The sequence below is a fragment of the Mesorhizobium sp. M0500 genome (genome assembly GCF_040321165.1).
In the GTDB taxonomy this organism is placed as follows: domain Bacteria; phylum Pseudomonadota; class Alphaproteobacteria; order Rhizobiales; family Rhizobiaceae; genus Mesorhizobium.
The window spans coordinates 71,700-85,414 of record NZ_JAMYRB010000009.1; the positions used below are offsets into that span (position 1 = coordinate 71,700).

17 protein-coding genes and 1 pseudogene are annotated in these 13,715 nt (G+C 62.0%); 5 read left to right on the forward strand and 13 right to left on the reverse strand.

What is annotated here, in order from left to right; all coding sequences use genetic code 11:
- Positions 1-2: 2 nt before the first annotated feature.
- Positions 3-236, reverse strand: coding sequence for a DUF1289 domain-containing protein (locus NKI70_RS18190; RefSeq protein ID WP_031193575.1), 234 nt, complete (start codon positions 234-236; stop codon positions 3-5).
- 197 nt (positions 237-433) lie between these two features.
- Between NKI70_RS18190 and NKI70_RS18195 the strand changes: the two genes are divergently transcribed.
- Positions 434-1,432: a nicotinate-nucleotide--dimethylbenzimidazole phosphoribosyltransferase gene (locus NKI70_RS18195; protein WP_023675001.1), complete on the forward strand. Its 999-nt coding sequence runs from the start codon at positions 434-436 to the stop codon at positions 1,430-1,432.
- A gap of 4 nt (positions 1,433-1,436) precedes the next feature.
- On the opposite strand, the gene NKI70_RS18200 is transcribed toward NKI70_RS18195, so the two are convergent.
- The gene (locus tag NKI70_RS18200) at positions 1,437-2,951 is read right to left on the reverse strand and encodes a sensor histidine kinase (RefSeq protein WP_352698903.1); all 1,515 of its coding nucleotides are present in this window, start codon (positions 2,949-2,951) and stop codon (positions 1,437-1,439) included.
- Between the two features lie 75 nt (positions 2,952-3,026).
- On the opposite strand from NKI70_RS18200, the gene NKI70_RS18205 reads away from it, so the two are divergent.
- From NKI70_RS18205 to NKI70_RS18220, 4 genes are all read left to right on the forward strand, one after another.
- On the forward strand, positions 3,027-3,650 hold the full coding sequence (locus NKI70_RS18205) for a thermonuclease family protein (protein WP_352698901.1): 624 nt from the start codon (positions 3,027-3,029) through the stop codon (positions 3,648-3,650).
- 41 nt (positions 3,651-3,691) lie between these two features.
- Positions 3,692-4,303, forward strand: a complete 612-nt coding sequence (locus NKI70_RS18210) for a glutathione S-transferase (protein ID WP_352724795.1) — start codon at positions 3,692-3,694, stop codon at positions 4,301-4,303.
- A 13-nt stretch (positions 4,304-4,316) separates the two neighbouring features.
- Complete coding sequence (locus NKI70_RS18215) at positions 4,317-4,934, forward strand: uracil-DNA glycosylase family protein (protein WP_502894617.1); 618 nt, start codon at positions 4,317-4,319, stop codon at positions 4,932-4,934.
- 201 nt (positions 4,935-5,135) lie between these two features.
- On the forward strand, positions 5,136-5,627 hold the full coding sequence (locus NKI70_RS18220; RefSeq protein WP_023675006.1) for an Lrp/AsnC family transcriptional regulator: 492 nt from the start codon (positions 5,136-5,138) through the stop codon (positions 5,625-5,627).
- An 11-nt stretch (positions 5,628-5,638) separates the two neighbouring features.
- On the opposite strand, the gene NKI70_RS18225 is transcribed toward NKI70_RS18220, so the two are convergent.
- The 11 genes and pseudogenes from NKI70_RS18225 to NKI70_RS18275 all read right to left on the reverse strand — a co-directional run bounded on the left by NKI70_RS18225 (position 5,639) and on the right by NKI70_RS18275 (position 13,714).
- On the reverse strand, positions 5,639-6,211 hold the full coding sequence (locus tag NKI70_RS18225) for a DUF3299 domain-containing protein (protein WP_352724796.1): 573 nt from the start codon (positions 6,209-6,211) through the stop codon (positions 5,639-5,641).
- A 68-nt stretch (positions 6,212-6,279) separates the two neighbouring features.
- Complete coding sequence (locus NKI70_RS18230; RefSeq protein WP_352568650.1) at positions 6,280-6,861, reverse strand: GNAT family N-acetyltransferase; 582 nt, start codon at positions 6,859-6,861, stop codon at positions 6,280-6,282.
- Positions 6,821-7,525, reverse strand: coding sequence for a DNA alkylation repair protein (locus tag NKI70_RS18235; RefSeq protein WP_254817259.1), 705 nt, complete (start codon positions 7,523-7,525; stop codon positions 6,821-6,823). The genes NKI70_RS18230 and NKI70_RS18235 overlap by 41 nt, the downstream gene beginning before the upstream one ends.
- A gap of 9 nt (positions 7,526-7,534) precedes the next feature.
- Positions 7,535-8,410: pseudogene (locus NKI70_RS18240) on the reverse strand (NAD(P)-dependent oxidoreductase); the annotation flags it as partial.
- Between the two features lie 58 nt (positions 8,411-8,468).
- A complete protein-coding gene (locus NKI70_RS18245) occupies positions 8,469-9,296 on the reverse strand; it encodes an ABC transporter permease (protein WP_023675012.1) in 828 nt (275 codons plus the stop codon).
- Positions 9,293-10,006, reverse strand: coding sequence for an ABC transporter permease (locus NKI70_RS18250; protein WP_352568649.1), 714 nt, complete (start codon positions 10,004-10,006; stop codon positions 9,293-9,295). Before NKI70_RS18250 ends, NKI70_RS18245 begins: the two co-directional genes overlap by 4 nt.
- Before the next feature lie 118 nt (positions 10,007-10,124).
- Complete coding sequence (locus NKI70_RS18255) at positions 10,125-10,907, reverse strand: ABC transporter substrate-binding protein (protein WP_023717637.1); 783 nt, start codon at positions 10,905-10,907, stop codon at positions 10,125-10,127.
- Positions 10,908-11,120: 213 nt separating this feature from the next.
- Positions 11,121-11,630, reverse strand: coding sequence for a molybdopterin-guanine dinucleotide biosynthesis protein B (mobB, locus tag NKI70_RS18260; protein ID WP_023675015.1), 510 nt, complete (start codon positions 11,628-11,630; stop codon positions 11,121-11,123).
- The gene (gene mobA / locus NKI70_RS18265) at positions 11,627-12,256 is read right to left on the reverse strand and encodes a molybdenum cofactor guanylyltransferase MobA (RefSeq protein WP_023675016.1); all 630 of its coding nucleotides are present in this window, start codon (positions 12,254-12,256) and stop codon (positions 11,627-11,629) included. Before mobA ends, mobB begins: the two co-directional genes overlap by 4 nt.
- 58 nt (positions 12,257-12,314) lie before the next feature.
- Positions 12,315-13,235: a DMT family transporter gene (locus NKI70_RS18270; RefSeq protein WP_352698895.1), complete on the reverse strand. Its 921-nt coding sequence runs from the start codon at positions 13,233-13,235 to the stop codon at positions 12,315-12,317.
- A gap of 122 nt (positions 13,236-13,357) precedes the next feature.
- Positions 13,358-13,714 (reverse strand): hypothetical protein, encoded by a 357-nt coding sequence (locus NKI70_RS18275; RefSeq protein ID WP_352724797.1) that lies wholly within the window; start codon positions 13,712-13,714, stop codon positions 13,358-13,360.
- Position 13,715 lies beyond the last annotated feature (1 nt).

Below are 13,715 nucleotides of genomic sequence, written 5' to 3' on the forward strand. Positions count from 1 at the left end.
GTTCACGAGAGGGCGTCGCGTTCGCGTGCCATGCGGCTGCGACGGGTTTCCCGGCGGGGGCGTCGCTCGACCGTTTCCAGCCTTGCCGGCAGCTCGGCCATGACGCTGCGGCGGGTTTGCGGGGTCATGTCGATCCAGGCGGCGATTTCCTCGCGCGTGCGCCCGCAACCGAAACAGAAGCCGGTTTTCATATCGATCGAGCAGACCAGGATGCACGGGGATTCAATGGCCGTCATAAGGATTTCCTTGGCTAGCCTCCACATGGTGCAACGACAAAGTCAATGCAAGCCCTCCGGGAAGCGCCGCCAACGAATGCTTTCGCGTCAATTCCGCCAAGTTGTACCGGGCCTGGAGGTTGTGCCGGCTTGAGGTTGTGCCGGCTGGCCAAGGCGGCTATGCCGCTCACCAATTCACACGGACGATCGCCATCGACATGACCAGCGCGCTGCCTTTCGACGATTTTCGCGACCTCCTGGTGAGCCTGCCGCCGGGAGATATGGCGGCCAAGGCCCGCGTGCGTCAGTTGTTTGCCAAGGCAGACAAGCCCAAAGGCTCGCTTGGCCGCATCGAGGACATCGCCGCCTGGCTTGCCGGGTGGAGCGGCCGCGCGCCGCCGGCGGTGACGCGGCCATTGGTGGCGATCTTTGCCGGCAATCATGGCGTCACCCGCCACGGCATTTCGCCGCGCCCCGCCGCCGCCACGGCAAATGCAGTCGAGCTCTGCGCCGCCGGCGGTGCAGCAATCAACCAGATCTGCATCGCCAACGATCTCGGCTTGAAGGTGTTCGATCTGGCCCTGCACATTCCGACAGCCGACATTACGGAGGATGCGGCACTGGACGAGCGCGGTTGTGCCGCTACCATGGCCTTCGGCATGGAAGCGATTGCCGGCGGTACCGACCTGCTTTGCCTTGGCGACCTCGGCGTCGGCAATTCGACTGTCGCCGCGGCCCTTTGCACGGCACTGTTCGGCGGCACCAGCGCCGACTGGGTCGGCCCTGGATCAGGGGCGGACGCGGCGATGCAGAGGCGCAAGGCGGAGGTGGTCGATGCCGCGGTCGCGTTTCACGGCGCGAGCCTCAAGGACCCGCTGGAAGCGCTGCGCCGGGTCGGCGGGCGGGAATTCGCCGCGATCTGCGGCGCCATTCTGGCGGCGCGGATGCAGAAGATCCCGGTGCTGCTCGATGGGTTTGCGGTGACTGCGGCCGCTGGTGTCCTACATACCGCCAACCCCGCCGCGCTCGATCATTGTCTCCTCGCAAGCCTGTCGCCAGAGTCTGGTCATGCCAAGGCCGCCGAGCGCCTCGGCCTTCGCCCGCTGCTCGATCTGGGCGTCAGTCAAGGCGAGGGGGTAGGGGCGGCGCTTGCCGCCGGCTTGGTCAAGGCGGCCGCGCTGACCAGCTCCGGCATGGCAGCCGCGGTCCGCGGTTAAGCATTCAGCGCCGGCGCGAGGCAACCGCCTTGGTCGGCAGCGCCGGCAGTTCCTCCATCACCCGGCTCAGCGGGAAGATGGCGATCGCCTCGGTGCCTTCGCGCAGCCTGGAATGGAGCTGGAATTCGCCGCCATGCATGGCCAGCAGGCCTTGCACGATCGGCAGGCCAAGCCCGGTGCCCTGTTCGGCGCTCTTGATGGCGATCGAGCCCTGGCCGAAGGCCGAAAGCACGATCGGAATCTCGTCTTCCGGTATGCCCGGCCCATTGTCCTTGACGGAGAGATATTGCCCGCCGCCCGCCGTCCAGCCGACGCGCACGCGGATTTCGCCGCCGGTGGCGGTGAACTTGATGGCATTGGACAACAGGTTGAGCGCAATCTGCCGCACCGCGCGTTCGTCGGCGAACAAGCGCGGCAAGGCGTTTTCGAAATCCTGGACGATGCGGATGTCCTTGTTGCGCGCCTTCAGCTCCATCATGTGGCAGCAATCCTCGACGACGGAGAGCAGCATCATCGGCTCCTCGTTGAGCTGGTAGCGGCCCGCTTCGATGCGCGACAAATCGAGAATTTCGTTGATCAGGTCGAGCAGATGCTGTCCGGAGTCGTGCACGTCACGGGCATAGTCGCGATAGGTCGGGTTGCTCATCGGGCCGAGCACCTCGTTGGCCATCACTTCGGAAAAGCCGAGAATGGCGTTGAGCGGCGTGCGCAGTTCGTGGCTCATCGAGGCCAGGAAACGCGATTTCGCCAGATTGGCGTCTTCCGCCCGCCGCCGTGCCTCGTCCGACATCGATTTCGCCGTCTCCAGTTCGGCGATCAGCGCATCCTTTTCGGAGCGGAACGACAGCAGCATCAGCGAGGAACGGTTGAGCTGGCGCGCTACATAGGCGAAGAAAGGCAACGAGGCGATCAGCAAGCCTGCCATGATCACTTCGACCGGCATCCATAATTTCGCACTGGCATAAGCATAGATGGCGACCGGGAGGGCGAAGGTCGCCAACAGCGCACCGCGCAGGGACGAGGCCAGGATCGCGGTTGCCGACATGGCGAGCAGCAGCACCACCGCCTTGGCGACCTGGAACTGATCCATTTGGCAAGTTTCGCAGCCGAGCCATGCGAACCAAGCCCAGCCAAGCCCGCACAGAAAATGGCCGATCAGGAAATCCCTATGCGTTTCCAGCGGGTTGAGTTCGGACGCTTGAGTGACGCGTCTGGCCATGAATGCAACGATGGTATAGCAGATGAATGTGAACAGCGCCCAGACGCCGATCTCCTTGCCGATGCCCGCGAACAGGCCTGCCGCGGCCGTTGCCAGAACGAGCAGCGGAATGACGATCACGCCGCCGGTCATCGAAAGCGCGTGGAGCTTCAACAGCTCGCGGTCGAAGTCGGGATTTCCGGCTTGCTGCGAAAGACGGTCGCGCGTCTTGCGCACCGCGCGCGCGACATCGCTGTTGCGATGGCGTTTCCTGCGGTCCACAATAAACTTGTCCGCCGTGGTCGAGCGTTGCAGGGGCATGAAGTCTTCAATTTACGCGGGCAGCAATTTCAAATCGTTAAGCTACGTTCGAATGATTAACCAACGGTTTGCCATATGAGCCGTTCGTGGTCGCGATGGCCGCGCCAGCGATACTATGCGCCACGTCCGCGAAGCCTGTGGCGCCGAGTAATGGACTATGGGCTGACACTCATCGTGCTCGGCCTGGCGATCCTCCTGGCGGCGCGCCTCGACCGGATCGAGACGCGCAAGACGGAGGGCGCGGCCACCGTCAATGACGGCGATAGCATCACCCTCGGCAGCGAGCGTGTCCGCATGCGTGGCATCGACGCGCCGGAATATTCGCAGATCTGTCGCAAGGACGGTGCCGACTATCCTTGCGGCAAGCTCGCGCGGCAGTCCCTGGTGCGGTTGATCGGCGGCAAAGCCGTCTCCTGCAGCGGCTGGCAGCGCGACCGCTACGGCAGGCTGCTCGGCGACTGCAAGGCCGGCGGCAAGGATCTCAACCGCGCGCAGGTCGAGGCCGGCTGGGCGGTCGCCTTTGGCGATTTCGAGACCGAGGAAGCTGCTGCGCGCGCGGGCAAAGCCGGCATCTGGGGCGGAACTTTCGACGAGCCGAAGAACTGGCGCGAGAGCCACGGCCACGAGCTGGTCGAAAGAAAGCACGGCACCTTGGCGTCGATCGGCGATGCCTTGCGTGAAATTATTCGCTTCTGGTGAGTTGTGCCTATAGTTCGTCGGGACGGACGAGGAGGATAGAGATGAAGCTGTTCGACGGCGGGCGCGCGCCCAATCCACGCCGGGTTCGGATTTTTCTGGCCGAAAAGGGACTTCAGGTTCCGCTGGTGCCCGTCGACATGGGCGCGCTGGAGCACAAAGAGCAGCCGGTCAGCTCGCGCAATCCGCTGAAGCGTCTGCCGGTGCTCGAGCTCGATGACGGCACCATCATCACCGAATCCGTCGCAATCTGTCGTTACTTCGAGGAACTGCACCCCAAGCCGGCTTTGTTCGGGGATGGGGCGCTCGGCAAGGCAATCGTCGAGATGTGGCAAAGACGTGTGGAGTTCAATCTGTTCGGCTGCGTCGCCGCGGCGTTCCGGCATATCCACCCCGCAATGAGGGAATGGGAGATCCCGCAAATCCCCGAATGGGGCGAGGCCAACAAGCCGAAGGCGATCGAATTCCTGAGGTTTCTGGACGCTGAGCTCACCGGCAGGGAATTCGTCGCCGGCGATGCCTATTCGATCGCCGACATCACCGGGCTGGTCGCCATCGACTTCATGAAGCCGGCTCGCATCAAGGTACCTGAAGAGTGCACCAACGTGCTGCGCTGGTATCGAGAAATCTCCAGCCGGCCGAGTGCCGCCGCCTGACAATGAATTCCGAATGAGCGAAGAGTTGGAAGCCTTGACGGCGCGAGTACGCGCTTGCCGCATCTGCGTCGATAACCCGGCCGGCAGGCCGTTGCCGCACCAGCCGCGTCCGGTGCTCAGGCCATCGTCGAGTGCGCGTATCCTGATCGCCAGCCAGGCGCCGGGTACCAAGGTTCACATTACAGGGATGCCGTTCACCGACGCCTCCGGCGACCGGCTGCGAAGCTGGCTGGGCGTCGGCAGCGAGGAATTTTACGACACGGACAAATTCGCCATCGTGCCGATGGGCTTTTGCTTTCCCGGCCAGGACGCCAAGGGCGCCGACCTGCCGCCGCGCCGCGAATGTGCGCCGGCCTGGCGCACATCGCTGATGGCGCTGATGCCGCAAGTCGATATGGTGCTGACGATCGGCATCTACGCGCAAAGCTGGCATATGGGCGCGGCGCGCCGTCCCTCGCTGACGGAAACGGTCATGGATTGGCGTGCCATCTGGGCGGCGGCAATCGACCCGAAAGTCCTGCCGCTGCCGCACCCGTCCTGGCGCAACACCGGTTGGCTGAAGCGCAATCCATGGTTTGAAATGGATTTGCTGCCCTTCCTGAGATCGGAAATCCGCTATCGCCTCGGCTAGGCATTCAGCAAGAAATCACTCGCTTTCGCACTATGCGGCAGAATTTCTTTCTTGTAATAGGCTCGAGCAAGAGGGATTATGGTAATCCATTCCTCGAAGCGCGTCGCGCATGAGGGGACGCGCGTTAAATTCTTGTTTTTATGCATGTCGTTGTGCCAAGGCCGCTGCGCACTTGGACGACTTGCATCAGGGGAGCACCCAATGGACCGCCTTGATAGAAAAATTCTCCGCCTCCTGCAGGAGGATGCGACGCTTGCAGTCGCCGACGTCGCCAAGAAGGTCGGCCTGTCGACGACGCCGTGCTGGCGGCGCATCCAGAAGCTCGAGGAAGAGGGCGTCATCAAGCGGCGCGTCGCCATCCTCGATCATGAAAAGGTCAATGTGCGGGTCACGGTGTTCGTCTCGATCCGCACCAATTCGCACAGCCATGAATGGCTGCGGCGCTTTTCGGAGGTCATCCAGGAATTCCCGGAAGTGGTCGAATTCTATCGCATGAGCGGCGACGTCGACTATCTCTTGCGCGTCGTGGTGCCCGATATCGCCGCCTACGACGCCTTCTACAAGCGGCTGATCGCCAAGATCGAGATCCGCGACGTGTCGTCTTCCTTCGCCATGGAGCAGATCAAATACACGACCGAGATGCCGCTGGATTACATGATGCTCGACAAGGAATCCGGCGCCAACGCCGCCTGAGATTCGTCTGTTTAGTTCTTCTTTTTGTTCAGGAAAGTCCATGGCGAGTTGACCGGCAGCGTGATCGTGTCCGGCACCGTATCGACGTTGACCACCTCGGCCTTGTGCACGGTGTAACCCGACTGGATGACGCTGACGCCGTCAAGAATGAAAAGCTGGCTCTTCTCCATACCCGGTTGCAAGGCGCCGGTCACCGAAACCTGCTGGTAGGCCTCGGACATCCTGTAAGGGTGTGCAGGCGTGACGAGGACGATCTGGTTGGGCGGCGGCGTCGGCATGTGGCTGCAGGCTCCCGTCCACGGCACCAGCAGGAACTGGTAGACGAGATCGCCGTCGCGATCGACTGGCAGCGCATAGCCCGCGAGCTGCACGATCTTGTCCTGCAGATTGAGAGACAGCGTCTCGCCATGATCGGGCATTTTGGCCGCGATCATCGGCAGTCCGACGCTTTCGGCGGCTGCCTGGGTCGCCGGGCGCAGATCCTTCCAGAAAATATGCATCGTCCCGGCGCAAGCACTGTCTGCCACAATGGACACGAACACCGCGGCCGCCAGGATCGCTCCTGATTTGAGACGGTTGCTCATTGCTGCTCCATTGTTGAGCCTTGATCTGCGGCCTATGCCAGCAAGTAAAGCTGCCGCTGCCCCACAGGTCAACGCTCAAGCCGCATCACATGCCGGCGCGAGCCGGTCATGCCGATCTCGCGAAAGCCGCGGGCGACGAACATGTCGCGAAAACCCATGAAGCTGTAGCTCGGCGAAGCCTGGTCGACGGGATAGGCTTCGATCGTCCTGGCGCCTTTGGCAAAGGCGTGATCGATGGCCGCGTCGAGCAATGCGCTTGCCAGCCCGCCGCCGCGCAGCGCTTTCGGTACATAGAAGCAGACGATCGACCAGATGCCCATCTCGCTATCGTCCTGCTGCCGTGACAGCTTGCGGTAGGTCTCGCGCGGCGCAATCGAGCACCAGCCGACGGTCCGGCCATCGATCTGGGCGACAATGCCGACCGGCGTGCCGGCGTCGATCAGCGTCATCATCGCGCGTTTCTTCTCGTCGTTCTCGACATGCTCGCGGCGGTCGAGATTGCGCCAAGCCATACACCAGCAGTATTTCGGCCCGCCGGGTTGCTCGAACAGGTTTTCGAAATCGGCGCGCGTCGATTGCGTCACCTCCGTGAAGCGCACTTCGCTCAGGTCAAGCTTTTCTGGCGGCGAGCCGCTCGAGCGTCTTGGCATCGGAAAGTTCCTTCACGGCGTCCTTGCCGATCCAGCGTGCGGTCCTGTCTGTCGAGGCCGCCAGTTTTAGCGCCACGGCAAGGGCAGGGCCGTGCAAATTCATCGATCGCTTGCCGATCGAACGAAGCGCCCAGTTCACGGCCTTCTTCACAAAATTGCGGCCGTCGGTCGCATGCGCTTCGATGATCGGCAGGAATTCGAGGAAGGTCGTCTCGGGTTCCTTCTTCCGGTGGACCACCGACCAGGCCATCATCGCAAAAGCCGTGCGTCGAACGAATTCCCGTTCGTCGACCGCGAATTCGGCGATCAATTCCTTCCAGCAATCCGTATCGACAAAGAGATCGGAGACCCCGTCGACGATATCCCACGAGTCGAAAGTCGCCGCCCATCGTCTTGCATCCGCGGCGGAGAACCGCTCCGGATCGGCTGTCACGGAAGCGATGAACTGCGCCTCCATGATGCCTGTCTGCCAAAGCTCGAAGGCACGCTCATGGTTGCGCTTGATTTTCTTGGCAATCTGCCGCTGCACGCCATGCGAGATACCGAGCGCACGTTCGATCTTGATACCGTAGCGCAGCATGCCAAGTCGATTTTCCTCTGAGGCGATCGAGCGCAGATGAGCGACGATTTCATCGGCGCTGGATTGAGGCGAAAGCTCGGCCACAGTGAAATCCTATTTCTCCAGCCGCGCCAGCAGCGAGGACGTGTCCCAGCGCTTGCCGCCCATCGCCTGCACGTCCTTGTAGAACTGGTCGACAAGTGCCGTCACCGGCAGTTTGGCGCCGTTGCGGTCGGCCTCGGCGAGGCAGATGCCAAGATCCTTGCGCATCCAGTCGACGGCGAAGCCGAAATCATATTTGCCGGCATTCATCGTCTTGTGGCGGTTCTCCATCTGCCAGGAACCGGCGGCGCCCTTGGAGATAACCTCGATTACCTTTTCGATGTCGAGCCCAGCCTTCTTGCCGAAATGGATGCCCTCCGCCAGGCCCTGAACGAGGCCGGCGATGCAGATCTGGTTGATCATCTTGGTGAGTTGGCCAGCCCCGGCCGATCCCATCAATCCGACCATGCGGGCATAAGCATCTATGACTGGCCTGGCCCTGTCGAAGGCGTCGGGCTCGCCGCCGACCATCACGGTCAGCATGCCGTTCTCGGCGCCTGCCTGACCGCCGGAGACCGGGGCGTCGAGGAACGCAAACCCGAGCGCTTGCGACTGCTGCGCCAGTTCGCGCGCGACCTCCGCCGATGCCGTGGTGTTGTCGATGAAGATGGCGCCTTTCTTCATGGAATTGAAGGCGCCTCCGGCACCGGTCGTCACCGAGCGCAGATCGTCGTCATTGCCGACGCAGGAAAAGACGAAGTCCTTGCCCGCGGCCGCCTCTGCTGGTGTCGCGGCGAAGCTGCCGCCATGCTGGGCAACCCACTGCTCGGCCTTGGCCCTGGTGCGGTTGTAGACGGTGACGTCGTGACCGCCCTTGTTCTTGAGATGTCCGGCCATCGAATAGCCCATGACGCCAAGACCAAGAAATGCCACCGAAGCCATGTTTTCGAATCCCTTAGAAGCCTGCTTTGCGGTCTTCTTACCGGATCAGGCAAGGCGATGGGAGTCAGCGGTGCAGATGGATGGTGATGCGCCGTTCGATCCACTCGACGCCGTGGCGCAATGTTTCCACGATGATCAGATAGATGATCGCCGCCCAGATATACGACTGGAAGTCGAAGGTGCGCGCATAGGTGAGCCGGGTGATGCCCATCAAATCGTAGACCGTGATGATGGCGACGATTGCCGAGCCCTTGATCATCAGGATGATCTCGTTGCCATACGGGCGCAACGCGACGATCAGCGCCTGCGGCAGGATGATCTTCCACATCGTCTGCAGTTTGTGCAGGCCGAGCGAGGCGGCACCTTCCCACTGGCCCCTTGGCACGCTCTCGATCGCGCCACGCAAAATCTCGGCCTGGTACGCGGCCGTATTCAGCGAAAAGGCGAAGATCGCGCAGTTGAACGCTTCGCGGAAGAAGCCCCACAGTCCGACCATCTCGAGCTCCGGCCGGAAGGAGCCGACCCCATAGTAGACCAGGAAGGTCTGCGCCAACAGCGGCGTGCCGCGAAAGAAATAGACATAGGCATAGGCGAACCCCGAAAGGATCGGGTTCTTCGACATGCGTGCATAGGCGATCGGCACGGACAGGATCGCGCCAAGCACAATCGAGATGGCAACCAGCAACAGGGTGATGCCGAGGCCGGATATGTAGCCGGGTGCATATTTCTGGAAGAACTCCGGGTTCCACGCAGCGACCAGGTAGACGACCATGCCAATGCCGAGAGCGATCCACAGGCCGACTAGGACATGGCCGAGGATGCGTTGGCGCGACCAGCCGCGTGCGGGCGGCGGCGGCCGGTCGACTTTCAGCGTGTCGGTGGCAAGGCTCATCTCTTGACCTCGCTGCCGCCGACCGCTCGTTCGATCGCGTTGATGCCGAAGGAGGAGACGATCGCCAGCAGGAGATAGATGAGGCCGGCGAAACCGTAAAACAGGAACGCGTGCTTGGTGACGCGAGCGGCAACCCCGCTCTGCCGGAGGATCTCGTTGAGGCCGACGGCCGAGACGAGCGCGGTGTCCTTGAGCAGGATAAGCCAGAGATTGGCAAGTCCGGGCAACGCGATGCGGATCAACTGCGGCAGCACGATCAGCCGCATCGTCTGGCCGCTGGACAGGCCAACCGAATAGCCTCCCTCATATTGCCCTTTTGGAATCGCGCGGAAGGCGGATAAAAACACCTCGCTGGAATAAGAGGAGAAAATGAAGCACAGCGCGATCATGCCGGCGACGAAGCTGTTGACGTCGGCGGACGTTCCGGGGCTCACCAGCCGGACAATGTACTGCAGGATCAATGGGACGCCGAAGAAGATCAGAAACAGCGTGAGCAGCTCGGGTATTCCGCGAAAAATCGTGGTGTAGATGTTCCCGGCCAGTCTCAGCGACGGCTCTTCCGATTGTTTGGCCAGCGCCACGAAAAAGCCGAGCGTCAGCCCGAAGGGCAGAGTGGCCAGCGCAAGACATACCGTGACAAACACACCCGCGGCGATGTCGTCGAGCCAGCCTTCGGGTCCCCAACTGAGAAGCGTCAGTGCGCTCTGCATCCGCCTGCCTGTTCTCCTTGAGGCTCTTTGAGACCCGTGCCGCGTCACCCCTCGTGCGCGGCATCCTTATAAGAACGGCGGGAATCTCCCGCCGTTCAAGTCCTCGTATGTCGGTCGATCAGGACTCGCCGCCATAAACATCATATTTGAAGTATTTGTCGTTGATTTCCTTGTACTTTCCGTTTGCTCGGATGGCGTCGATCGCCGCATTGAACTGGTTGACCAGATCGGTCTCGCCCTTGCGCACGGCAATGCCGGCGCCCGGACCGTGGATTTCGATGACCGGCTTGATTGTGCCGACCAGCTTGCAGCAGGCGCCGTCCGGCGAATCCAGCCATTGCTGCAGCACGACGATGTCGTCATTGGCGGCATCGAGCCGGCCATTGGCCAGATCGAGCTGGTATTCCTGTGCGGTCGGGTACGGCTTGACGGTGCTGTCGGTATAAGTCTTGGTCGAATAGTTGAAATGCGTGGTGGACGCCTGCACGCCGATCGTCTTGCCGGCCAAATCTTCCTTGGTGACACCCTTGATGTCGGTGTCCTTGGGCGCGGCAATCGCCGGCGGCGTATTGTAATATTTGTGGGTGAAGTCGACCTTCTCGGCGCGTTCCGGCGTGATCGACATCGACGCGACGATGGCGTCGAACTTGCCTGCCTGAAGGGCGGGAATGATGCCGTCCCAGTCCTGCGCGACAAAGGTGCACTTCACCTTCATCTCGTCGCAGAGCGCCTTGGCAATGTCGATATCGAAGCCTACGAGCTGGCCGTCGGCTGTCAGATTGTTGAATGGGGGATAGGCTCCCTCGGTGCCGATCCTCAAGGTCTTTTCCTGGGCCTGGGCAACGCCAAGCGTCAGCAGCGCAGCCGAAGCGGCAAGCGCGATACGCAGTGCAATACGCATAATGGTCCTCTCTGTTGGTCCCGGCCGTCGTTCCCGAACGGCTCTGTGGGCGGTGCTTTTGACCGCCCGCTGATGCGATATTCCCATTCTTTCCCAAGAAAAAGCAACTGCAAAACCGTCGCTTGAGGGAAGGTCATGTTCAGAAAGCGATGACGCTGGGTCAGACGCCTAAATTGGAAAGCAAGTGGGCGGAAACTGTCTTCTGCCGCATTTTCAGCGCGACAGGCTTGTGGCGCGCTCGATGAAGTCAGCTATCGAATTCGTGTCGTCGAGATCGAAGGCCGGCAGGTCTTCGCCGACAATGGGGAAGTCGGAGGCGATGGCGACAATGTGTGGATCGCCTGCCGAGAGCGGTGTCCGGTCCTTGGCCTCGAGCCGTCTCGTCTCGATTTTCTTGTGCGCTTCGCGCTTGTAACCCTCGACCAACACGATGTCGCACGGTGCCAGCCGTGACAGGATCGCGTCTAGCGTCGGCTCGTCCTCGCCGCGCAATTCGTGCATCAGCGCCCAGCGCCTGCCCGACACGACCGCGACCTCCATCGCTCCCGCCTGCCGGTGGCGAAAGCTGTCCGCTCCGGGTTTGTCGATGTCGAAATCATGATGGGCGTGTTTTACCGTCGACACTTTCCAGCCGCGCCGGACGAGTTCGGCTACCAGCTTTTCGGTCAATGTCGTCTTGCCGGAGTTCTTCCAGCCGGTGATGCCGAAAATACGTCTTTTCATGGCTCGATGCTCTGCAACAGATGCACGGCCTGGGCAAGGTCGTCGGGAGTGTTGATGTTGAAGAACGGATCGATCTCGGCCCCGCCGGATTTCAGGATGGGAAATTCCACCTCGACAAAACCGTGCCGGTCGATGAACGCCGCAACGCGCCGGTTGTCTTCCTCGACGAGAAATTGTCGCAAGACCTGATCTAACCCTAGCGGCCAGAGTGCAAAGGTCGGATGCCGTTTGCCGCCGGAACAGGCGACCGCAATCGAGCCGGGGCGTTCGTCGGCTGCCGCGAGCAGCCGCTCGACCATATCCCTGGGCAGGAAAGGCGTATCGCCGGCAGCCGTGACCAGCGCCTGGCAGGTCGTGTCGGAAGCCCATTCGAGGCCGGTCAGGATCCCGGCAAGCGGCCCGGCATAACCTTTGACAGTGTCGGCAAGCACCGGAAGCCCCGTCGCGGCAAACCGTGTCGGATCGCCATTGGCGTTTAGCGCGAGCGGTCCGACCTGCGGGCCAAGGCGCGAAACGACACGGTCGAGCAGGGTACCGTCGCCAAGCGCAAGCAGCGTCTTGTCGCCGCCACCCATCCGGCTCGATCGGCCGCCGGCCAGAATGATCCCTGCGATATGTCGGCCCATCGTTTGCTGCCTAGACCCAAAATCCAGTTTTCAAATCAGACAGTCGTCGACAGTCACTCTATATGCCGTCCAGCGCCATGTCCGGTCCAGTGCTTTCGGCGGCTGTTTTTCGCCGTCCGACGATCCGTTCGCGGTAGAGTGCATAGAGGCCTGACGCGATGATGATCGTGGCACCGAGGATCGTCGGCAGATCGGGGACATCGCCGAAGATCGTGAAGCCAAGCAAGATCGACCAGAGCAGGGCGGTGTAGCGAAACGGCGCGATGAAGGAGATATCGCCCACCCGCATCGCCGTGATGATGAAGTGATAGCCGATGAGCACGAGCACCGCCGCCAGCGCCAGGAACGCCGTGCTTTGTCCTGTCATCGGTGTCCAGCCGCCCATCGGCGAAAGCAGTGCCGCGCCCAGAACTGTCATGGCAAGTGCGGTGGCGGTCGACACCAGCAATGTTGGAATTGCCTGCGGGATCCGCTTGGTAGCGAGATCGCGCACCGCGCAGCATGCGACGCTGGCCAGCGCCAGCAGAGAAAAGACGCTGAACCCTTCGAAGCCGGGCCGCACGATGATCAGCACGCCGGCAAAACCGGCGGCAATGGCCAGCCAGCGCCGCCAGCCGACGCCCTCGTTGAACACAAGCGCGGCGCCCATCGTCACCGCCAGCGGCAGCGCCTGCAGTACGGCGGAGACATTGGCGATCGGAAGATGTGCCAGAGCAACCAGGAACGACACGGTGGCGCCGGCCTCGCCGGCGACGCGCAGCGCAACGGTCGGCTGCAGCATCGAACCTGGCCGGGCAAGCGCGCCCCGTTGCCACGCAAGCAGGCCAACGAACAGCGAAGCGAAGGCGCCGCGGATCAGCATGACCTGCGCCATGTTCATCGATTCCGATGAGAATTTGGTGATCGCATCGTTGAGAGTGAAACCAGCCATGGCCACCATCATGAACAACGCGCCGCGGAGGTTTGGCGAAAGAGGCAAGGCGATTACCGGGTGAGTCCTGCAGCGAGCGTCTAGCAGGCACCCACAAGACAGCAACGTCAAAGGGCTGGGCCACAGCCTTTCTGTGGCCCGTGACATCTGCCGCGCAAGAGCGGCAGGGCTTATTTGGGCGTCAGTACCTCGGTGCCGTTGCCTTCCTTGCCGGCAATCGTCCACAGGCCATGCAGCGAGCCGTCTTCCTGCACCTTGTAGACGACTAGACCGACCGCCTTGCCCATGACATAGCCGGCGGAGAAGGCATCGTCGTTGCGCATGCAGATACCGTCCGAGGACGAGCCGCCTGTCTCCCAATGGATCGTGCAGGTCGTCTCGCTGGTCAGCGTGATCGTCGCGTCGCCACCATAGGACGACCCATCGAAATTGGTGCCGGCCACGGCATAGGTGCCGCCGATCGACTGAGCCCCCGCGGGCAGGGCCGCGAGGCTGAGCAATGCAAGAGAAAGAATGAGTTTGCGCATA